We start from the raw sequence: 21,934 nt of genomic DNA, 5'->3' as shown, positions 1-21,934 counted from the left end.
GCTTCACGCGGTGCATCAGCACCCGCGCAGCGCCTGGGACGCAGCCCTGCAGGCCAGCCCGTTACAGGATGACTGACAATGGCCGGTCGATGTAAACCCGCTGGCTGTCCAGGTGCACCCCGTAGGCGATCACCTCGACGCCCGCCTGCGCCGCCACCTTCAGCGCCTCTGCGTAGCCGCTGTCGATCTCATGGGCAGGCCGTACCGCCTCGATGCCGGTCAGGTTCACGCAATACAACTGCACCGCTCGCACACCATTGCGTGCCAGGGCCGCCAATTCCCGCAAGTGCTTGGCGCCCCGCTGGGTCACGGCATCGGGAAAGGCCGCGACCCCATGGCCATCAAACCCCAGGGTCACGCTTTTGACCTCGACGTAGGCCGGCCCGGTCGGGAATTGCAGGCAGAAGTCCACCCGACTGCCCTCCTCTCCGTAGGCCACTTCACGCTTGAGGGCGGTAAACCCGGCCAACTCCGTAATGACACCCGCGTTCAACGCCTCTTCCACCAACCGGTTGGCCCGCCCGGTATTGACGCACGCCAGCCGCCCCTGGGGTGTTTCGCTGATCTCCCAGGTGCCCGGCAGCTTGCGCTTGGGGTCGTTGGAGCGGCTGAACCACACCTGCCCGCCTTCGACCATGCAGTTGAACATCGAGCCCGTATTGGGGCAGTGGATCGTCAGTTCTTCGCCGTCCAGGGTGCGGATGTCGGCAAGAAAACGCTTGTAGCGACGCAGCAGACGGCCCTCTTCCAGGGGGGGATTGAATTCCATCAGCCTTGCCAGCTCCGCAATCCACGCGCGATGCGTTCCACTGCTTCCTGCAAGCGTGGCAGGCTTTGGGTGTAGGCAAAGCGCACATGGTGGCCGGCCTGGTGCCGGCCGAAGTCCAACCCAGGGGTGAAGGCCAGATACTCGGTTTCCAGGAAGTGCCGGCAGAACGCGAAGGCATCGCCGCCAAACCTGCTGATATCGGCGTACAGGTAAAACGCCCCCTCCGGCTCCACGGCAATGCCGAAGCCCAGTTCGCGAAGTGCCGGCAGCAGGAAATCGCGACGGCGGCCAAATTCGGCGCGGCGCTCCTCCAGAATCGCCAGGGTGTCGGGCTGAAAACAGGCAAGGGCGGCATGCTGGGCCATGCTCGGCGCGCTGATGTACAGGTTCTGGGCCAGTTTTTCCAGCTCAGGGACCGCCTCGGGTGGCGCCACCAACCATCCCAAGCGCCAACCGGTCATGCCGAAATATTTCGAAAAACTATTCAGGACGAACGCCTGATCGTCCACTTCCAGCACGCTCGCGGCCTCAACACCGTAAGTGAGGCCGTGATAGATCTCGTCCACCACCAGGTGGCCATTGCGGGCCTTGAGGGCCTGGGAAAGGCTGGCCAGCTCGTCGCGGCTGAGCAGTGTGCCGGTTGGGTTGGCGGGCGAGGCCACCAGGGCGCCGACGCTGTCGTGGTCCCAATGCCGGGCTACCAGGTCAGCCGTCAGTTGATAACGCACCTCAGGGCCTACCGGTACCAACTGTGCCGCACCTTCAACCAGGCGCAGGAAATGGCGGTTGCAGGGGTAACCCGGGTCGGCGAGCAACCAGTGCTTGCCAGGGTCCACCAAAAGGCTGCTGGCCAACAGCAGTGCGCCGGAGCCGCCCGGGGTAATGAGAATACGCTGGGGGTCTATGTCGACGCCGTAACGCTGGTCATAGAAACCGGCGATGGCCTCGCGCAACGCCGGCAGGCCGCGGGCGGCGGTGTAGCGAGTGTGGCCGTTGGCCAAGGCAGCCTGGCCGGCCTGGATGATCGGCTCGGCAGTGGTGAAATCCGGCTCGCCGATTTCCAGGTGGATCACGTCATGGCCCGCCGCCTGCAGCTCATTGGCGCGCGCCAGCAGCGCCATCACGTGAAAGGGTTCGATGGCGCGGCTGCGCGCACTGTAGGGCTGGGCCATTGACCTTCCTTAAAAGGGTGTAAAATAACGATTCTACCGGACGTGGCAGCCGAACGTGTCGCGAAACGGCCGGTCCATATGCTTTGACGCCATCTTCGACAGGCTCGACAACCGGGAGTGGCGCCGCCTGGATTGATCTGCTAAGTTCGCCGGCTTGCAGTCGCAGGGCCGGCGGGTGTCGGAGATGGAGCATCCTGCGCAATGGATTAGAAGAGCGAGAGGCGGTCAACCAATGTCCACCAATGAAAAGCAAGCATCTACCCAAACACTGGAAAGTGGCATCGAGCCTTATGTTGTAGCTCCCGGCGAGGAGTACATGGGCAAGCCCATGCGCGCCCACTTCACCAAGATCCTGCAGAAATGGAAAATGGAACTGATGGTCGGCGTCGACAAGACCGTGGACCACATGAAGGACGAAGCAGCCAATTTCCCTGACCCTGCCGACCGTGCCAGCCAGGAAGAAGAGTTCGCCCTGGAGCTGCGCGCCCGCGATCGCGAGCGCAAGCTGATCAAGAAAATCGACAAGACCCTGCAACTGATCACCGACGAAGAATACGGCTGGTGCGAGTCCTGTGGCGTCGAAATCGGTGTACGCCGCCTCGAAGCCCGTCCTACCGCCGACCTCTGCGTCGACTGCAAGACCCTCGCTGAGATCAAGGAAAAACAGGTCGGCAAATGACCTGTCGCACCCGGGGCGCGCATCGCGCCCCGGGGCCCCTGCCCCCCCCTTCGCCAATTTATCCAGTAACCTGTTCCCATGAACACGCCTGCCTACATTGGCCGCTTCGCGCCAACCCCCAGCGGTTTCCTGCATTTCGGCTCGCTGGTCGCGGCCCTCGCCTCCTACCTTGATGCCCGCGCTGTTGGCGGCCGCTGGCTGCTGCGCATGGAAGACCTGGACCCACCGCGGGAAATGCCCGGTGCCCAGGCGGCCATCCTGACTGCTTTGGAAAACTATGGCTTTGAGTGGGACGGTGAGGTGGCCTATCAAAGCCAGCGCCACGACGCCTATGGCCAGGTGATCGACCGGTTGTTCCAGCAAGGGCTGGCCTATGCCTGTACCTGCTCGCGCAAGCAGCTGGAGCCCTATCAAGGCATCTATCCCGGCCTGTGCCGCAACGCCGGGCATGGCCAGGACGACGCGGCGATTCGCATCCGCGTGCCGGAATTGAACTACGCCTTCGAAGACCGCGTGCAGGGGCGTTTCGCACAGCACCTGGGCCGCGATTCCGGTGATTTCGTGATTCGCCGCCGCGACGGCCTGTACGCGTACCAACTGGCCGTGGTGCTGGACGATGCCTGGCAGGGGGTGACGCACATCGTGCGCGGCGCCGACCTGCTGGACTCCACACCCCGCCAACTCTACCTGCAAGAACTGCTGGGGTTGCCGCAGCCCACGTACCTGCACGTGCCGTTGATCATCCAGCCTGACGGCAACAAGCTGGGCAAGAGCTACCGCTCGCCGCCGTTGCAGGCCGACGAAGCCGGGCCGTTGCTGTTGCGAGCCTTGCGTGCCTTGGGGCAACCGGCGCCTGCCGAGCTGCGTGATGCTACGGCGAATGAAATACTGGGCTGGGGCATCGCCCAGTGGGATGCCAGCCTGATTCCCCGCGTTCTCACGTTGGCCGAGGCGCAACTGCAGCCTTGAACCTGGCGCCGCGGGGCATCAGGGGCAGCGAGTCTGGCGCCGACGCGGCCAGGTCCGCTGCTACGGGCTATGTAGCGAACTTCCGGTTGCACTACGTTGCGCTTGCGTTACCATCGCCGCACCGTTTTTGCCCACGCATACAATAATAAGTCGAGCACCCTGGGGTTTGACGTTCATCCACTGAGGAGGCCGGCATGTATATCTACCGTTTGGTCCTGCTGCTGGTAGTCGGTATCTACCTGTTCTCCCCCGCGATCATGGACTGGTGGATAGAACCGACCGGCGCCTGGTATCGGCCTTATCTGCTTTGGCTGATCCTGATCGTGGTGACTTTCATTCTCCAGAGCCAACGTGATGCCGATGAGCTTTAGCCTCACCCAGATGATCCTGATCAGCGCCTGCTATCTGCTGGTGCTGTTCGGCGTGGCCTGGGTCAGCGAACGGGGAATGATCCCGCGCGCAATCATTCGCCACCCCCTCACCTACACCCTGTCACTGGGGGTGTACGCCAGCGCCTGGGCGTTCTACGGTACGGTGGGCCTGGCTTACCAGTACGGCTATGGTTTCCTGGCGTGCTACCTGGGGGTGTCCGGCGCCTTTCTGCTTGCGCCGGTGCTGCTCTACCCGATACTGAAGATCACCCGCACCTATCAGCTGTCGTCCCTAGCTGACCTGTTCGCCTTCCGCTTTCGCAGCACCTGGGCCGGCGCGCTGACCACCGTGTTCATGCTGATCGGCGTGCTACCCCTGCTGGCCCTGCAGATTCAGGCAGTGGCCGACTCCATCGGCATCCTCACCCGCGAACCCGTGCAGAACCGGGTGGCTCTGGCCTTCTGCGCGCTGATCACGCTGTTCACCATTTTCTTCGGCTCACGCCACATCGCTACCCGCGAGAAACACGAAGGCCTGGTGTTCGCCATCGCCTTCGAGTCGATCATCAAACTGGTGGCGGTCGGCGGCATCGGCCTGTACGCGCTATACGGGGTATTCAACGGCCCCCATGAACTGGAACTGTGGCTGCTGCAGAACCAGACCGCCCTCGCCGCCCTGCACACGCCCCTGCAGGAAGGCCCATGGCGCACCTTGCTGCTGGTGTTCTTTGCCTCGGCCATCGTCATGCCGCACATGTACCACATGGCCTTCACCGAAAACCTCAACCCGCGCTCGCTGGTCAGCGCCAGCTGGGGCCTGCCGCTGTTCCTGCTGCTGATGAGCCTGGCCGTGCCGCTTATCCTGTGGGCCGGCCTGCGCCTGGGGGCCACCACCAGCCCGGAATACTTCACCCTGGGTGTGGGCATCGCCGCCAACAGCAAGGCCTTGGCGCTACTGGCCTATGTGGGTGGGCTGTCAGCCTCGAGCGGGCTGATCATCGTCACGACACTGGCGCTTTCGGGCATGGCGCTGAACCATCTGGTGCTGCCCCTTTACCAGCCACCCGCCGAAGGCAACATCTACCGCTGGCTGAAGTGGACGCGGCGTGGGCTGATCGTGGCCATCATCATGGCCGGCTACGCCTTCTACCTGTTGCTGGGCACCGCCCAGGACCTGGCCAACCTGGGCATCGTTGCCTTCGTCGCCACCCTGCAGTTCCTGCCTGGGGTGTTGTCGGTGCTGTACTGGCCCACCGCCAACCGCCGGGGCTTCATCGCCGGGCTGCTGGCCGGCATTCTGGTGTGGATGGTGACCATGCTGTTGCCGCTGATCGGCAACCTGCAGGGGTTCTACATCCCGCTGCTGAACATGATCTACGTGCTCGACGACACCAGTTGGCACATGGCGGCCATCGCGTCGCTGGCCGCCAACGTACTGATGTTCACCCTGATCTCGCTGTTCAGTAACCCCAGCCCCGAGGAAGCCAGCGCGGCCGAGGCCTGCGCCGTGGATAACGTGCGCCGCCCGCAGCGCCGCGAACTGCACGCCGCCTCCCCCCAGGAATTCGCCACCCAACTGGCCAAGCCGCTGGGTGCCAAGGCCGCGCAGAAGGAAGTGGAACAGGCGCTGCGGGACCTGTACCTGCCCTTCGACGAGCGCCGCCCCTACGCCCTGCGCCGCCTGCGTGACCGCATCGAGGCCAACCTGTCGGGGCTGATGGGCCCAAGCGTGGCCCAGGACATGGTCGAGACCTTCCTGCCGTACAAGTCCGGCAATGAAAACTATGTGACCGAAGACATCCACTTCATCGAAAGCCGCCTGGAAGACTACCACTCACGCCTCACGGGCCTGGCCGCCGAACTGGACGCCCTGCGCCGCTACCACCGCCAGACCCTGCAAGAGTTGCCCATGGGCGTCTGTTCCCTGGCCAAGGACCAGGAGATCCTGATGTGGAACAAGGCCATGGAAGAACTGACCGGCATCGCTGCCCAGCGCGTGGTGGGCTCGCGCCTGATGACCATCGGCGAGCCATGGCGCGGCCTGCTGCAAGGCTTCATCAACGTTCCCGATGAACACCTGCACAAACAGCGCTTGGGCCTGGACGGCCAGACCCGCTGGCTGAACCTGCACAAGGCCGCCATCGACGAGCCCCTGGCCCCCGGCAACAGTGGCCTGGTGCTGCTGGTGGAAGACCTCACCGACACCCAGATGCTGGAAGACAAGCTGGTGCACTCGGAACGGCTGGCCAGCATCGGCCGCCTGGCTGCAGGCGTGGCCCACGAAATCGGCAACCCGATCACCGGCATCGCCTGCCTGGCGCAGAACCTGCGCGAAGAGCGCGAGGAAGACGGTGAGATCACCGAGCTCAGCAGCCAGATCCTCGAACAGACCAAGCGCGTATCGCGCATCGTGCAGTCGCTGATGAGCTTCGCCCACGCCGGCAGCCACCAGCACAGCGACGAACCGGTGAACCTGTCGGAAGTAGCCCAGGATGCCATTGGCCTGCTGGCCCTGAACCGGCGCAATTTCGAAGTGCAGTTCTACAACCTCTGCGACCCCGACCACTGGGTGGAAGGCGACCCGCAGCGCCTGGCCCAGGTGTTGATCAACCTGCTGTCCAATGCCCGCGACGCCTCCAGCGCCGGCAGCGCGGTGCGGGTCAAGAGCGAGGCCAGTGAACACACCGTGGACCTGATCGTCGAGGACGAAGGCAGCGGCATTCCCAAGAACATCATGGACCGCCTGTTTGAACCCTTCTTCACTACCAAGGATCCGGGCGAGGGAACCGGACTGGGGCTTGCTCTGGTCTATTCCATCGTTGAAGAGCATTATGGACAGATCACCATCGACAGCCCGGCTGATACTCAAAGCCAGCGCGGTACCCGTATTCGGGTGACCTTGCCGCGTCATGTCGAAGCGACGTCCGCCGTGAACTGAGACCGTCGAGAGAATTGAATCAATGCCGCACATTCTGATCGTCGAAGACGAAACCATTATTCGTTCTGCCCTGCGCCGCCTGCTTGAACGGAATCAGTACCAGGTCAGCGAAGCCGGCTCCGTGCAAGAGGCACAGGAACGCTTCTCCATCCCCACCTTCGACCTGATCGTCAGTGACCTGCGCCTGCCTGGCGCCCCGGGCACCGAGCTGATCAAACTGGGCCAGGGCAAGCCGGTGCTGATCATGACCAGCTACGCCAGCCTGCGCTCGGCTGTGGACTCCATGAAGATGGGCGCGGTGGACTACATCGCCAAGCCTTTCGACCACGACGAAATGCTGCAGGCCGTGGCGCGCATCCTGCGCGACCGCCAAAGCGCCCCCGCGGCTGCCCCGGCGCCCGCGGAACGTGCCAATGGCAGTGCCAAGGCGCCTGCCGGCGCCGAAAACGCCAATGGCGAAATCGGCATCATCGGCTCGTGCCCGCCCATGCAGGATATGTACAGCAAGATCCGCAAGGTAGCGCCTACCGACTCAAACGTGCTGATCCAGGGCGAGTCGGGTACCGGTAAAGAACTGGTAGCCCGCGCCCTGCACAATCTGTCACGCCGGGCCAAGGCGCCGATGATTTCGGTCAACTGCGCGGCCATTCCGGAAACCCTGATCGAGTCTGAGCTGTTTGGCCACGAAAAAGGCGCGTTCACCGGTGCCAGCGCCGGCCGTGCCGGCCTGGTCGAAGCGGCGGACGGCGGCACGCTGTTCCTCGACGAAATCGGCGAGCTGCCCCTGGAAGCCCAGGCGCGGCTGTTGCGCGTGTTGCAGGAAGGCGAAATTCGCCGAGTAGGTTCGGTGCAGTCGCAGAAAGTCGACGTTCGCCTGATCGCCGCCACCCACCGGGACCTCAAGAGCCTGGCCAAGGTCGGCCAATTCCGTGAAGACCTGTACTACCGTCTGCACGTCATAGCCCTGAAGCTTCCGGCCCTGCGCGAGCGTGGCGCCGACGTGAACGAGATCGCCAACGCCTTCCTGGCCCGCCAGAGCGCCCGTATCGGCCGCAACGACCTGCGTTTTTCCGCCGAGGCAGAACAGGCTATCCGACACTATTCGTGGCCGGGTAACGTGCGGGAACTGGAAAATGCCGTGGAGCGCTCGGTGATTCTCAGCGAAAGCCCGGAGATTTCCGCCGAGCTGCTGGGCATCGATATCGAGCTCGAAGACCTGGACGATGATGCCTTCGACCCGATGGTGCCCACCCAGGCCGGCAATGCCAGTGGCAACAGCCACGAGCCCACCGAAGACCTGTCGCTGGAGGACTATTTCCAGCACTTCGTGCTCGAGCACCAGGACCACATGACGGAAACCGAACTGGCGCGCAAATTGGGCGTGAGTCGCAAATGCCTGTGGGAGCGACGACAGCGCCTGGGCATACCCCGCCGCAAGTCGGGGGCTACCAGCGAAAGCTGATACGTTTCAGCTGTTACACCACTGTCACGGGGTAACAAACAGGGGGCGTGACAAACTGTTACCCCCACCCGCGAGGCGTAACAGATCTCGAGTCGCACGGTAACGAATGACGGCGTAAACAAGCACTAGCCAAGCGCCATCAAACGACTCAAGCCCTTGTTTTACAAGGGTTTTAAGAAGTTGGCACGGCACCTGCTATGTATTTGGTACAAGAACAACAATAAGCAAATGACACACTAGAATAAAAACAAGATGAAACGGCTCACGCATAACAAGAACAACACGGCGGAGGCGCAGCTAACTGATTCTTTTGGAGAGGCGTTGTAACGCGGGGTTCGCCCCACAGCCAGGCAGAGAACAACAAAAACTGCACTGAAAAGCAGAGCCAGCACTGGATGACTACAGCACAGCGACCAAAGCAATCCGTTTGCTCTTGACTCCCGGTTAGGGAGCAGCCCACAGGCAAAGACCTTCTGGGCAGGGCGTTAACAAAAACAAGAAGCCCGAACAAAAAACAAGAAGAGCATGCAACTACATTCTGGGGGAGCTTCGGCTCCCCTTGTGGTTTCCGGCCCCCTGATTTTTCGCGTTTCGTCCCCCTCCTTGCGCTGCGTCCTACACCATCCCCCGACTAAATGCTAGAATCCCCGCCCATCATGCGGTCATTCTCCATTCATGGCCGAACATTCCTTCAAACAGTGCATCCCATGCTGAAGAAGCTGTTCCAGTCTTTCCGTACCCCCGTGCGTCGTCCGCAGCACCTGCGCACCACGCCCGAAGTGCTCAATAGCGGGCAACACTCGCTGCAGCGCAACCAGTTCAGCCGCCATGCGGTGAGCATCGTCGAACGCCTGCAGAACGCGGGCTATCAGGCCTATCTGGTGGGCGGTTGCGTGCGTGACATGCTGCTCAATATCACCCCCAAGGACTTCGACGTCGCCACCAGCGCCACCCCCGAACAAGTGCGTGCGGAGTTCCGCAATGCCCGGGTGATTGGCCGGCGGTTCAAGCTGGTGCATATCCATTTCGGCCGCGAAATCATCGAGGTCGCTACCTTCCGCGCCAACCATCCCCAGGATGAGGAAGAGGAAGACAGCAACCAGTCGTCGCGTAACGAAAGCGGTCGCATCCTGCGCGACAACGTCTACGGCACCCTCGAAGAGGACGCCCAGCGACGCGATTTCACCATCAACGCCCTGTATTACGACCCGGTCAGCGAGCGCATCCTCGATTACGCCAACGGCGTGCACGACATTCGCAACCACCTGATCCGCCTGATCGGCGACCCGGTGCAGCGCTACCAGGAAGACCCGGTGCGCATGCTGCGTGCCGTGCGTTTTGCCGCCAAGCTGGATTTCGGCATCGAGAAGCACACTGCCGCGCCGATCCGCGAACTGGCGCCCATGCTGCGCGAGATCCCGTCGGCCCGGCTGTTCGAGGAAAGCCTGAAGCTGTTCCTCTCCGGCCATGCCGCTGACACCTTCGAAATGCTGGTGGACCTGCAGTTGTTCGACCCACTGTTCCCGGCCAGCGCCGAAGCCCTGGAACATTCGCCGACCTACACCCACACGCTGATCAGCGAAGCGCTGAAGAACACCGACCTGCGCGTCAAGCAGGGCAAACCGGTAACCCCCGCTTTCCTGTTCGCTGCCCTGCTGTGGCCGGCTCTGCCCGCCCGCGTGCTGCGCCTGCAGGAACGCGGCATGCCGCCGATCCCGGCCATGCAGGAAGGTGCCCACGAACTGATCGCCGAACAGTGCCAGCGCATCGCCATTCCCAAGCGCTTCACCATCCCGATCCGCGAGATCTGGGACATGCAGGAACGCTTGCCACGGCGCAGCGGCAAGCGCGCCGACCTGTTGCTGGACAACCCGCGCTTCCGTGCCGGCTACGACTTCCTGCTGCTGCGTGAAAGCGCCGGTGAGCAGACCGACGGCCTGGGCGAATGGTGGACCGACTACCAGGACGCCAACGACAGCGAGCGTCGCGACATGATCCGTGACCTGGGCAGCAAGGACGAAAGCGGCACCGGCCCGCGCAAGCGCAAGCGCACGGGCGCCAAGCGCAAGCGTAACGCCGCGGCGGACTCGGGCGAGTAAGCCATGGAAGTCGTGTATATCGGTCTGGGCAGCAACCTGGCCGAACCTGCGGAGCAACTGCGCCAGGCCATCGATGCGCTGGCGCAGTTGCCATCGAGCCGCGGCTTGCAGGTTTCGGCGCTGTACAGCAGTGAGTCGCTGTCACCCGGCCAACCGCGCTACACCAATGCGGTAGCGCGCCTGGAGACCGAACTGTCGCCATTGGCGTTGCTCGACGCCCTGCAGGCCATCGAAAATGAACAGGGCCGCGTGCGGGCCGAACGCTGGGGGCCACGCACGCTGGACCTCGACGTTCTGCTGTTCGGCGACCGCGTCATCGATGAGCCTCGGCTGAAGGTGCCGCATTACCATATGCAGGCGCGGGCTTTCGTGTTGTACCCGCTGGCCGAGGTGGCGCCGGCTGGCTTGCGGCTGGCGGATGGGCGCTTGCTGGTCGATCTCCTGGCGGCCTGTCCGTTCGAGGGGCTGGAGCGGTTGGCTTGAGGTTGCATCGGGGCTGATAGCGGCTGCCCTGGCGCTTGCAGCAATCGCCCGGTAACACCCGATCCCCCCACCCAGTAACACCCCCGTAACACATCCAATTGACTTCGCGCCCCCTCCTCACGACTATAGGCATCCCGTTGCTCACTAACGCAGCAAAACGGCGCGGAGCGGCCGCTGTGTGGCCGTTTCCAAAACATCACGCTTAGATGATGTTGTGTTTGAACCGCTTACTGACAGCAGTAATCACGGCGCCCGACTGAGGACACTTTTGATGCCACAAATCACCCTGACCACCCTGCAGAGCCTCAAGCTCAAGGGTGAGAAAATCGCCATGCTGACCTGCTATGACGCAACGTTCGCCCATGAGGCCAGCCAGGCGGGTGTGGAAATCCTGCTGATCGGCGACTCGCTGGGCATGGTCCTGCAGGGCCACGACAGCACGCTGCCCGTCACCAATGCCGACATGGCCTACCATGTGGCCAGCGTGAAGCGCGGCAACAAGGGCGCGCTGATCATGGCGGACTTGCCGTTCATGGCCTGTGCCACCCTGGAACAGACGTTCGCCAACAGCGCACAACTGATGCAGGCCGGCGCCCACATGGTCAAGGTCGAAGGCGCGGCCTGGCTGGCCGACTCCATTCGCATGCTCGCCGAGCGCGGCGTGCCGGTGTGCGTGCACATGGGTTTGACGCCCCAGACCGTCAACGTGCTGGGCGGCTATAAAGTGCAAGGCCGCCAGGAAGCCCAGGCCCGGCAGATGCGCGCCGATGCCATTGCCCTTGAACAGGCGGGCGCGGCCATGATCCTGCTGGAGTGCGTCCCCAGCGAGCTGGCCAGCGAAATCACCCAGGCGGTCAAGATTCCGGTCATCGGCATTGGCGCCGGGGCTGGCGTGGACGGTCAGGTGCTGGTATTGCACGACATGCTCGGGCTTTCGTTGACCGGCCGCATGGCCAAGTTCGTGAAGAACTTCCTGGTAGGCCAGCCGGATATCCAGAGCGCCCTGCAAGCCTATGTAAAAGGCGTCAAAGACGTCAGTTTCCCCGGTCCCGAACACGGATTTAGTGCATGAACACCGTAAAAAGCGTCAAGGAACTGCGCGCCGCCGTGGCTCGCGCCCGCAGCGAAGGCAAGCGCATCGGCTTCGTGCCGACCATGGGTAACCTGCACAGCGGTCATGCCGCCCTGGTCACCAAGGCCGCCCAGCGGGTCGATTTCGTGGTGGCGAGCATCTTCGTCAACCCGCTGCAATTCGGCCCCAGCGAAGACCTGGACAAGTACCCGCGTACCCTCGCCGCCGACCAGGAGAAACTCATCCAGGCCGGCTGCCACCTGCTGTTCGCCCCCACCGTGGAAGAGATGTACCCCGACGGCATGGCGGTGCAGACCCGGGTCAGCGTCCCGCAGTTGTCCGAAGGCCTGTGTGGCGCCAGCCGCCCTGGCCATTTCGAAGGCGTGGCCACGGTGGTCAGCAAGCTGTTCAACATGGTCCAGCCGGACCTGGCCGTGTTCGGCCAGAAGGATTACCAGCAACTGGCGGTGATCCGCGCCCTGGTGCGTGACCTGAACATGCCCATCCAGATCATCGGCGAACCCACGGTGCGCGCCGAGGATGGCCTGGCGCTGTCATCGCGCAATGGCTACCTCACCGCCGAACAGCGCAACGCCGCGCCCGTCCTGTACCGCGCCCTGCAGCACGTGGCCCAGGCCATCACCGGCGGTGAGCGTGATTACGAACGCCTGCTGGCCGAGGCCCGCGCACAGATCGAGGCAGCAGGCTTCAAGCCCGACTACTTCGAAGTGCGCCACGGCATCAACCTGCGCCCCGCCACCGCCGAAGACCGCGACCTGGTGATCATCGCCGCGGCCTACCTGGGCACCACGCGGCTGATCGACAATCTGCACCTGAACCTCGACGCCTGACTGCTATTCTGCAAGGCCCGGTCTGTTAAAAAGTACCGCGGCCCGCGCAGACAGAAGCGCGATAGATGGTTACTGTGGGAGCTGGCTTGCCAGCGAGCTTTTTCGAAGCCCGAAAGCTCACTGGCAAGCCAGCTCCCACAGGTTGCAACATTCATGCAACTGGCCGGGATCCGACCGTGTCCAAAGGCTGTTCAAGTACAAGGAAACCCGCAGCGATGGCGTATTACCGTACCCCCCATGACGTTACCGCTCTGCCCGCCTGGCAAGCGCTTACTCAGCACCGCCAGGCCATGCAGGATTTCAGCATGCGCGAGGCTTTCGCGGCCGACCCGCAACGCTTCCATCAATTTTCCCTGAGTGGTTGCGGCCTGTTCCTCGACTACTCGAAAAACCTGATCACCACCGAGACCCGCGAATTGCTGGTCAAGCTGGCCAATGAGGTTGACCTGCAAGGCGCCATCAAGTCGATGTTCGCCGGCGAACTGCTCAACTCCTCCGAAGGCCGCCCGGCGCTGCATACCGCCCTGCGCCGCCCGGTGGGCGACAAGCTGAACGTCAACGGCAGCAACATCATGCCGGAAGTGCACAAGGTGCTGAACCAGATCACCGAGCTGGTCGGGCGCATTCATGACGGCCTGTGGCGCGGCTACACCGAGAAGCCGATCACCGACGTGGTGAACATCGGCATCGGTGGCTCGTTCCTGGGCCCGGAGCTGGTCTCCGAAGCCCTGCTGCCCTACGCCCAGAAAGGCGTGCGTTGCCACTACCTGGCCAACATCGACGGTAGCGAGTTCCATGAGCTGACCACCAAGCTGCGCGCCGAGACCACGCTGTTCATCGTCTCGTCGAAGTCGTTCAGCACCCTCGAAACCCTGAAGAATGCCCAGGCCGCCCGAGGCTGGTACCTGGCCCAGGGCGGTACGGAAGCCGAATTGCACCGCCACTTCATCGCCGTGTCGAGCAACAACGCCGCCGCCGTGGCGTTTGGTATTCGTGAAGAGAACATTTTCCCGATGTGGGACTGGGTAGGTGGGCGCTATTCGCTGTGGTCCGCCATCGGCTTGCCGATTGCCCTGGCCATCGGCACCGCCAACTTCAAGGAACTGCTGTCCGGTGCCTACACCATGGACCAGCACTTCCAGACCGCGCCTTTCGAGCAGAACATGCCAGTGCTGCTGGCCCTGCTGGGCGTGTGGTACGGCAATTTCTGGGGCTCGCAGTCCCATGCGATCCTGCCGTACGACCACTACCTGCGCAACATCACCAAGCACCTGCAGCAACTGGACATGGAGTCCAACGGCAAGAGCGTTCGCCAGGACGGCTCGCCGGTCACCACGGACACCGGCCCGGTCATCTGGGGCGGCGTAGGTTGCAACGGCCAGCACGCCTACCACCAGCTGCTGCACCAGGGCACCCAACTGATCCCGGCTGACTTCATCGTGCCGGTGGTGAGCTTCAACCCGGTGTCTGACCACCATCAGTGGCTATTCGCCAACTGCCTGTCCCAGAGCCAGGCCCTGATGCTGGGCAAGACCCGCACCGAAGCCGAAGCGGAACTGCGCGACAAGGGCATGGCCGAAGCCGAGGTGCAGAAACTGGCGCCGCACAAGGTCATCCCGGGCAACCGCCCGAGCAACACCCTGGTGGTGGAACGCATCAGCCCGCGCCGCCTGGGCGCCCTGGTGGCCATGTACGAGCACAAGGTGTTCGTGCAAAGCGTGCTGTGGGGCATCAACGCCTTCGACCAATGGGGCGTGGAACTGGGCAAGGAACTGGGCAAGGGTGTTTACCAGCGCCTGACCGGCGGCATCGAAGAGCCGGCCGAGGACGCGTCTACCCAGGGCCTGATCAACTACTTCCGTGGTCGCCACCGCGGTTGAGTCCGGCCTGAAAAACAATCCCCTCCCCGTGAGGGGATTTTTTTGCCCGGGCCTGCAGGGCTCAGCAGGGCTAAGCTTCAGGGGGTGACTTACCAGAACAAGGAACACCGCCATGTTCGACATCACCGCCTACCCCGAAGCGGACGCCATTCGCCTTGGCGCCAGCCTGGACGATGCCGGCTACCAGCGCCTGTACCGCCAGTCCATCGACCAACCCGATGCATTCTGGGCCGAACAGGCCGAAAAATTCATCGACTGGATAAAACCCTGGACCCACGTGCACCACAGCGACCTGCACAAGGGCCAGTCGAGCTGGTTCGAGGGCGCCCAGCTCAACGTTACCTACAACTGTATCGACCGCCATCTGGCAAGCCGCGGCAATCAAGTGGCGATCATCTGGGAAGGCGACAACCCGGTGGAGTCCGCCGAGATCACCTACCGCAAACTGCACCACAACGTCTGCCGGCTGGCCAACGTGCTCAAGGAGCGCGGGGTGCGCAAAGGTGACCGGGTGTGCATCTACATGCCCATGATCCCTGAAGCCGCCTACGCCATGCTCGCTTGCGCGCGCATCGGCGCGGTGCACTCGGTGGTGTTCGGCGGCTTCTCGCCCGAGGCGCTGCGCGACCGCATCCTGGACGCCGATTGCCGCACGGTGATCACCGCCGACGAAGCCGTACGCGGCGGCAAATACACCCCGCTGAAAAACAATGTCGACACGGCCTTGCAAGGCTGCCCGGCCGTTACCACTGTGCTGGTGGTGCAGCGCACCCAAGGTGACGTGCAATGGTCGCCGGGCCGGGATATCTGGTACCACGAAGCCATTCACGGGGTCAGCGACGACTGCCCGCCCGAGCCCATGGGCAGTGAAGACCCGCTGTTCATCCTGTACACCTCAGGTTCCACCGGCAAGCCCAAGGGCGTGCTGCACACCACCGGCGGGTACTTGCTGCAAGCGGCCATGACCTTCAAGTACGTGTTCGATTACCGCGAGGGCGAAGTGTTCTGGTGCACGGCCGACGTTGGCTGGGTGACCGGCCATAGCTATATCGTCTACGGCCCCCTGGCCAACGGCGCTACCACGCTGATCTACGAGGGCGTGCCCAATTACCCGGATGCCTCGCGCTTCTGGCAGATCATCGACAAGCAGCAGGTGAACATTTTCTACACTGCCCCCACGGCCCTGCGCGCCCTGATGCGCGAAGGCCCGGGGCCGCTGGCCAGTACCTCGCGCGAAAGCCTGCGCCTGTTGGGTAGCGTTGGCGAGCCGATCAACCCTGAAGCCTGGCACTGGTACTTCCAGGATGTCGGCAAGGCGCGCTGCCCCATCGTCGACACCTGGTGGCAGACCGAAACCGGCGGCATCATGCTGACGCCCCTGCCCGGTACCCGGCGGATTAAACCTGGCTGCGCCACCCAGCCGTTTTTCGGGGTACAACCTCTGCTGCTGGATGAGCAGGGCAAGGTACTGGAGGGCCCGGCCAGCGGTCTGCTGGTGATCAAGGGCAGCTGGCCAGGGCAGATTCGCAGTGTCTACGGCGACCACCAGCGCATGCTCGACACCTACTTCAAGCCCTTCCCCGGTTATTACTTCACCGGTGACGGCGCCCGCCGCGACGAAGACGGCGACCTGTGGATAACCGGCCGTGTGGACGACGTGATCAACGTCTCCGGGCACCGCATCGGTACTGCGGAGGTGGAAAGCGCGCTGGTGCTGCATGACTGTGTCGCCGAAGCCGCCGTGGTCGGTTACCCTCACGACCTCAAGGGCCAGGGCATCTATGCGTTCGTCACGCCCATGCAAGGGGTGACGCCAGATGATGCGCTGCTGCAGGCGCTGCAACAGCAGGTGAGCAAGGAAATTGGCAGGTTCGCCAAACCCGACCTGATCCAGTGGGCGCCAGCACTGCCCAAAACCCGTTCCGGGAAGATCATGCGCCGTATCCTGCGCAAGATCGCCTGCAATGAAACCGAGAGCCTGGGCGATACGTCGACCCTGGCCGATCCCAGTGTGGTACAAGGCCTGATCGATCAGCGCCTGAACCGCTGAGCCCAGACCCAGACTGCCCATGGAATTCATTCGCCGCCGTATCGAGCAACAAGTGTTGAGCCTCACTGGCCTGTCCCTGGGCAAGCTGGACCTGGAAAACCCCCGGGGCGACCCGGGCCTGTTCGGCCCCCAGGCGGTATGCTGGCAGGTGCACGCCGACTTCACCAGCATGCTGGTGGGCGGCATTGCCGCGCTGATGCTCCAGGCCCTGCACCCCCTTGCACTGGCCGGGGTGTGGGACCACTCCAACTTTCGCACCGACATGCTCGGCCGCCTGCGGCGCACCGGGCAGTTCATCTCCGGCACTACCTTCGGCGCCACGGACGACGCCAACTGGCTGATCGACAAGGTACGCACCATCCACCTCCAAGTGGTTGGCCACGCCGAAGATGGCCGCGCCTACGCTGCCAGTGACCCAGACCTGCTGACCTGGGTGCATGTGGCCGAGGTCAGCCACTTTCTGGCCGCGCATTTGCGCTACCGCAACCCGCACCTCTCGTTGGCGGACCAGGACCGCTACTACGCCGAGATTGCCCTGGTGGCCGAGCGCCTTGGCGCGCGACATGTGCCGGCTTCTCGGCAGGAAATCGCCGATTACCTGGAAGGCATTCGCCCGCAGTTGGTGTGCGACCACCGTAGCCGCGAAGTGATTCGCCTGCTGCTCGACGCACCTGCGCCCAGCCGCCTGGCCAAGCCGTTCGGGGCGTTGATGATGCAGGCCGGCGTGGACCTGTTGCCGGACTGGGCCAGCGACATGCTTGAGCTGCCCCAGGGCGACCTGAAGCGCCGGCTGGTGCGTGGCGGCATCGGCGGTACCGCACCGATCCTGCGCTGGGCGGTGCGCGATGGTTCCGCGCACCGGGCGCGACGGCGCATGGGGATAGCCTGACAGAGCGTATTGACTGCTTCCCGAGCTCGTCCGGTGCCACCGGGGAAAAGGGCAGTCGGGAATATCAGGTTCACCCCAAAGCCCACAACGATTAAACTGGTGGATCTTTATTCAAGGCGTACGGCGCATGTCCACTGTGAACAAGGCGCTGCGCGCCGCTCTCGATTCCCGCAAAGACCTGATTGCGCACCTGCATGCCGAAGGCACCGACTGCTACCGCCTGTTTCACGGCAGCCAGGAGGGCGCCGGCGGCCTCACCGTGGACCGCTACGGCCCGCAGTTGATGGTGCAAAGCTTCCACCAACCGCTGGAACGCGACGACCTGCTGGCCCTCCACGACGCCATCAACCGCGAACTGGGCCAGGACCTGCTGCTGGTCTACAACGACCGCTCCCGGGGCAACTCGCGCATCGACCGCCAGGACACCGTCTACCAGGCCGATGAAGCGGCCCTGGCGGACCTGGTGGGCCACGAGTGGGGCCTGAACTACCGGGTGCGCGGCCGGCACGCCGGGCAAGACCCGCTGCTGTTCCTGGACCTGCGCAATGCCCGCGGCTGGGTCAAGGCCAATAGCAAAGACAAGAGCGTGCTCAACCTGTTCGCCTACACCTGCGGCGTGGGCCTGAGCGCCGCGGCCGGCGGCGCCCGAGAAGTGGTGAACCTGGATTTCGCCGAGGGCAACCTGGCGGTGGGCAAGGAAAATGGCGCGCTCAACCCACAGTTGCCCACCATGGGCTTTGTGCAATCGGACTACTTCCCGGCCATCCGCCAGCTCGCCGGCCTGCCGATCAGCCAGCGCCGTGGGCAGAAACTCCCCAGTTACACGCGCCTGGAGCAGCGCCAGTTCGACCTGGTGTTCCTCGACCCGCCCGCCTGGGCCAAGAGCGCGTTCGGCACCGTGGACCTGCTGCGCGACTACCAGAGCCTGCTCAAGCCTGCGCTATTGGCCACTGCGGACAACGGGGTACTGATCTGCTGCAACAACCTGGCGAAGGTCGCTTTCGACGACTGGCGCGAACAAGTACTGCGTTGCGCCGAGAAGGCCGGGCGCCCGGCGCGCGGCTGGGAGGTCATCACCCCGGCAGCGGACTTCCCTTCGCTGGACGGCCAGCCACCGCTCAAGACCCTCGTGTTGCAGTTGTGAAACAGGCGTAACGGCGCACACCCGCGTAACGGTTTAGAAAATTCCCACACATAATGCGGACATATCTTCGGAACCAGATTGGCGTGCCATACTCCAAGCACTCCCATTCGACGCAGTAGACGCCCCACATGCCCAAAGGATTGTTACGCGCCCTCGCCGCCGTGCTGACCCTGATCGCGCTTTACAGCCTGCTGGGCTTCCTGATTCTGCCGGGCATTGGCCTGCGCATCGCCAATCAGCAACTGGCCAAGTACGCCAGCGTGCCGGCCCACCTGGAACGGCTGGAGTTCAACCCCTTCAGCCTGGAGTTGACGGTATGGGGCTTGCACATCGGCGAGCCGGGCATCGAGCAGGTGGGCTTCGAACGCCTGTACGCCAACCTGCAAATCGACAGCCTGTGGACCAAGGCACTGCACCTGGAAGCCGTGGAGCTGGACAAACCGCGCACCGAACTGCTCTTCAACAAAGACGGCAGCCTCAACCTGGCCCAACTGTTCAAGCTGCCGCCCAACGAGCCGGCCAAACCTGACGAGCCCGCCAGCAAACCGTTCCCCCTGCGCATTGGCAGCATCAAGCTCAACGAAGGCTATCTGCACTTCAAGGACGTGCGCCCCAGCGAACCCATCGAATTCCTCTACAACTCGATGAACCTGGAACTGAAGAACCTCAGCACCCTGCCCGAAGACAATGCCGACATGACCATGGTGGCCGCCGGCCCTGACGGCGGCCAGATCGACTGGAAAGGCCGCATCAGCCTCGTGCCGATTACCTCCGAAGGCTCGTTGAAGGTTACCGACGCCAGGATGAAGGTCTGGTGGCCCTACGTGCGCGATGCCCTCCCGTTGGCCCTGCAGGACGGCATTCTCAACCTGAGCACCGACTACTCGCTGAACCTGTCCAAGGACACCCAGCTGAACCTGACCAACGCCTCGGTCAGCGTCGCGCCCTTTGCCTTGAATGCCCCGGATGGCCGGCCGCTGGTCAAGCTCGAACGCCTGGATGTCAGTGAAACCTCGGTAGACCTTGCCAAGCAATTGGTCACGGTCGGCAAGATCCGCAGCAGCAAACTGGAAACCTGGGCTGCCCGCGAAGCCGATGGTCAACTGGACTGGCAGAAGCTGTTTGCTACCCCCAAGGCCCCGCCACCGCCAGCACAGAAGACCACCCCGGCCACGGCCGATGCCAAACCCGAAACCCAGCCGGTGCCCAGCGCACCGAGCAAGCCATGGCAGGTGCTGCTCAAGGACGTGCAGCTGCGTGACTACCAGGTGCACCTTGCCGACCGCATGCAGAAAGAACCGGTGGCACTGGAGCTGGGCCCGCTGAACGTCGACGTGCAGAATTTCGACAGCCTCAACCAGTCGCCTTTCACGCTCAAGCTCGATACCGGCCTGGGTAAACAGGGCAAGATCAGCGCCAGCGGCGAGGTCAACCTGGCGCCCGTCACGGCCAGGCTCAAGGTCAACACCCAGGACATCGACCTGCGCGTGGCCCAGGCCTACATCACGCCGTTCATCCGCCTGGAACTGCGCAGCGGGCGCCTGGGCAGTGACCTGGCGGTGAACCTTAAGAACATCGACCCGCTCACCCTGAGCATCACTGGCAGTGCCAAGGTCGATCAATTGCAGACCCTGGACACCCTCAAGGGCCGCGACTTCGTGAAGTGGGAAAACCTGCAGCTCGATGGCCTGGACTATGAACACGGGGCCAGCCTGAGCATCGACAAGGTGACCCTGACCCAGCCCTACGCGCGGTTCATGATCAACGAAGACCGCACCACCAGCGTCAATGACCTGCTGATTCCCCAGGCACAGAACCCGCAGGCCCAGGCCAACGCCAAGCCCGCAGCCGCCAGCAAGCCGATGGCCATCCATGTGGGCGGTGTGAGCATCAATGGCGGCTCGGCGTATTTCGGTGACTTCAGCCTCAAGCCGAATTTCGCCACCAATATCCAGGACCTCACCGGTACCATCGGGACCATCGATAGCCAGCAGCAGAAACCGGCCAAGGTGGACATCAAGGGCAAGGTCGACCGCTATGCGCCAGTGACGATTGCCGGTGCCTTGACGCCGTTCGACCCCATGGCCAGCCTGGACATCGATACCCGCTTCAACCGCCTGGAGCTCACCACCCTCACGCCGTATTCAGGCAAGTTCGCCGGCTACCGCATACGCAAGGGCCGGATGAACCTTGAGCTGCATTATGTGATTACCAAGGGGCAGCTCAAGGCCGAAAACAAAGTGCTGGTGGACCAACTGGAGCTGGGCGAAAAAGTCGACAGCCCGGACGCCGTGAGCCTGCCGGTGAAACTGGCGATTGCGCTGCTCAAGGACGTCAATGGCCAGATCAACATCGAACTGCCCATCACTGGCGACCTCAACAACCCGCAGTTCAGCGTGATGCCCATTGTCTGGCAAACCCTGCGCAACCTGGTGGTCAAGGCCGTCGCCGCGCCGTTCAAGCTGCTGGGCAGCCTGGTCAGTGGCGGCGACTCGACCGACCTGAGCAATATCGCCTTCGCCCCGGGTTCCAGCGACCTGAGCCCCAGCGCGCAGGCCAACCTGCTCAAACTGGCCGCCGGCCTCAAGAGCCGCCCCGGCCTGCACCTGGAAGTAGCCGGCGCGACGGCAGCCAGCAGTGATGGCCCGCTGGTTGCCCAACAGCGCCTGGAGCTTGAGTACCAGACCAACTACTTCAAGATTCTGCAGCGCCGTGGCGACAAGGTACCGGCCAACGCCAACCTGCTCACCGTGCCGGAGGATGAGAAGGCCCCCATGCTGGCGGCCATCTACCGCACCCAGCTCAACCAGCAGCCGCCTGCCGCGTGGGACCAGTTGGAGAAGAAGCAGCGCGAAGCCAACCTGCGTGACGCCGTGATCAAGTCCTGGGCCAGTAGCGAACCATTGCTGCGGGCGTTGGGGCAAGCACGGGCCGCGGCCATCAAGGCGTTCCTGGTGGACAAGGGGCAGTTGCCGGACGAGAAGGTATTCCTCATCGATACGGTGATAGGCGATGCGCAGAAAGACGGTAGCGTGGTGACTGATATGCAGGTGAATGCTGACTGACCGTTGCGCCTGGTCCTGCAAGGTCCGTGGTGGCCTTGCAG

Annotated in this window: 16 protein-coding genes; 14 read left to right on the top strand and 2 right to left on the bottom strand. The window is 63.4% G+C overall.

All coding sequences use genetic code 11. The features are described 5' to 3' along the window. Nucleotides 1–61 precede the first annotated feature (61 nt). Together sfsA and QBK88_RS17525 are read right to left on the bottom strand one after the other, a co-directional pair. Nucleotides 62–769 (bottom strand): DNA/RNA nuclease SfsA, encoded by a 708-nt coding sequence (gene sfsA, locus QBK88_RS17530; RefSeq protein WP_268145681.1) that lies wholly within the window; start codon nt 767–769, stop codon nt 62–64. Then, a complete protein-coding gene (locus QBK88_RS17525; RefSeq protein ID WP_277963019.1) occupies nt 769–1,941 on the bottom strand; it encodes a pyridoxal phosphate-dependent aminotransferase in 1,173 nt (390 codons plus the stop codon). The genes sfsA and QBK88_RS17525 overlap by 1 nt, the downstream gene beginning before the upstream one ends. Before the next feature lie 232 nt (nt 1,942–2,173). On the opposite strand from QBK88_RS17525, the gene dksA reads away from it, so the two are divergent. The 14 genes from dksA (at nt 2,174) to QBK88_RS17455 (ending at nt 21,893) form a co-directional block, all read left to right on the top strand. Then, on the top strand, nt 2,174–2,620 hold the full coding sequence (gene dksA, locus QBK88_RS17520) for an RNA polymerase-binding protein DksA (RefSeq protein ID WP_277963018.1): 447 nt from the start codon (nt 2,174–2,176) through the stop codon (nt 2,618–2,620). Between the two features lie 78 nt (nt 2,621–2,698). Continuing rightward, a complete protein-coding gene (gene gluQRS, locus QBK88_RS17515; RefSeq protein ID WP_277963017.1) occupies nt 2,699–3,589 on the top strand; it encodes a tRNA glutamyl-Q(34) synthetase GluQRS in 891 nt (296 codons plus the stop codon). A 194-nt stretch (nt 3,590–3,783) separates the two neighbouring features. Further along, nucleotides 3,784–3,960, top strand: a complete 177-nt coding sequence (locus tag QBK88_RS17510) for a hypothetical protein (RefSeq protein ID WP_003250005.1) — start codon at nt 3,784–3,786, stop codon at nt 3,958–3,960. Further along, complete coding sequence (locus QBK88_RS17505) at nt 3,944–6,898, top strand: sensor histidine kinase (protein WP_277963016.1); 2,955 nt, start codon at nt 3,944–3,946, stop codon at nt 6,896–6,898. The genes QBK88_RS17510 and QBK88_RS17505 overlap by 17 nt, the downstream gene beginning before the upstream one ends. Before the next feature lie 22 nt (nt 6,899–6,920). Further along, nucleotides 6,921–8,360 (top strand): sigma-54-dependent transcriptional regulator, encoded by a 1,440-nt coding sequence (locus QBK88_RS17500; RefSeq protein ID WP_277963015.1) that lies wholly within the window; start codon nt 6,921–6,923, stop codon nt 8,358–8,360. Nucleotides 8,361–9,067: 707 nt separating this feature from the next. Next, complete coding sequence (locus QBK88_RS17495) at nt 9,068–10,459, top strand: polynucleotide adenylyltransferase PcnB (RefSeq protein ID WP_268145692.1); 1,392 nt, start codon at nt 9,068–9,070, stop codon at nt 10,457–10,459. Nucleotides 10,460–10,462: 3 nt separating this feature from the next. Then, nucleotides 10,463–10,942 carry a 2-amino-4-hydroxy-6-hydroxymethyldihydropteridine diphosphokinase gene (gene folK, locus QBK88_RS17490; RefSeq protein ID WP_277963014.1) on the top strand — a complete coding sequence of 160 codons (480 nt, stop codon included), beginning with the start codon at nt 10,463–10,465 and terminating at the stop codon, nt 10,940–10,942. Between the two features lie 271 nt (nt 10,943–11,213). Continuing rightward, entirely contained in the window at nt 11,214–12,014 is an 801-nt protein-coding gene (panB, locus tag QBK88_RS17485; protein ID WP_277963013.1) for a 3-methyl-2-oxobutanoate hydroxymethyltransferase, read from the top strand. After that, nucleotides 12,011–12,865, top strand: coding sequence for a pantoate--beta-alanine ligase (gene panC, locus QBK88_RS17480; RefSeq protein WP_277963012.1), 855 nt, complete (start codon nt 12,011–12,013; stop codon nt 12,863–12,865). Before panB ends, panC begins: the two co-directional genes overlap by 4 nt. 215 nt (nt 12,866–13,080) lie before the next feature. Continuing rightward, nucleotides 13,081–14,745 carry a glucose-6-phosphate isomerase gene (gene pgi / locus QBK88_RS17475; RefSeq protein WP_268145700.1) on the top strand — a complete coding sequence of 555 codons (1,665 nt, stop codon included), beginning with the start codon at nt 13,081–13,083 and terminating at the stop codon, nt 14,743–14,745. Nucleotides 14,746–14,857: 112 nt separating this feature from the next. Further along, entirely contained in the window at nt 14,858–16,795 is a 1,938-nt protein-coding gene (gene acs, locus QBK88_RS17470; RefSeq protein ID WP_277963011.1) for an acetate--CoA ligase, read from the top strand. A gap of 19 nt (nt 16,796–16,814) precedes the next feature. Then, nucleotides 16,815–17,684 carry an oxygenase MpaB family protein gene (locus QBK88_RS17465; RefSeq protein ID WP_277963010.1) on the top strand — a complete coding sequence of 290 codons (870 nt, stop codon included), beginning with the start codon at nt 16,815–16,817 and terminating at the stop codon, nt 17,682–17,684. A 127-nt stretch (nt 17,685–17,811) separates the two neighbouring features. Continuing rightward, nucleotides 17,812–18,828, top strand: a complete 1,017-nt coding sequence (locus QBK88_RS17460) for a class I SAM-dependent methyltransferase (protein ID WP_277963009.1) — start codon at nt 17,812–17,814, stop codon at nt 18,826–18,828. A gap of 128 nt (nt 18,829–18,956) precedes the next feature. After that, nucleotides 18,957–21,893, top strand: a complete 2,937-nt coding sequence (locus tag QBK88_RS17455; protein WP_277963008.1) for a DUF748 domain-containing protein — start codon at nt 18,957–18,959, stop codon at nt 21,891–21,893. Nucleotides 21,894–21,934: the final 41 nt, after the last annotated feature.

The organism is Pseudomonas sp. RIT-To-2, assembly GCF_029623465.1.
GTDB classification, from domain to species: Bacteria; Pseudomonadota; Gammaproteobacteria; order Pseudomonadales; family Pseudomonadaceae; genus Aquipseudomonas; species Aquipseudomonas silvicola.
Note: the sequence above shows the minus strand (reverse complement) of the source record. Positions and strands in the feature narration are given on the sequence as shown.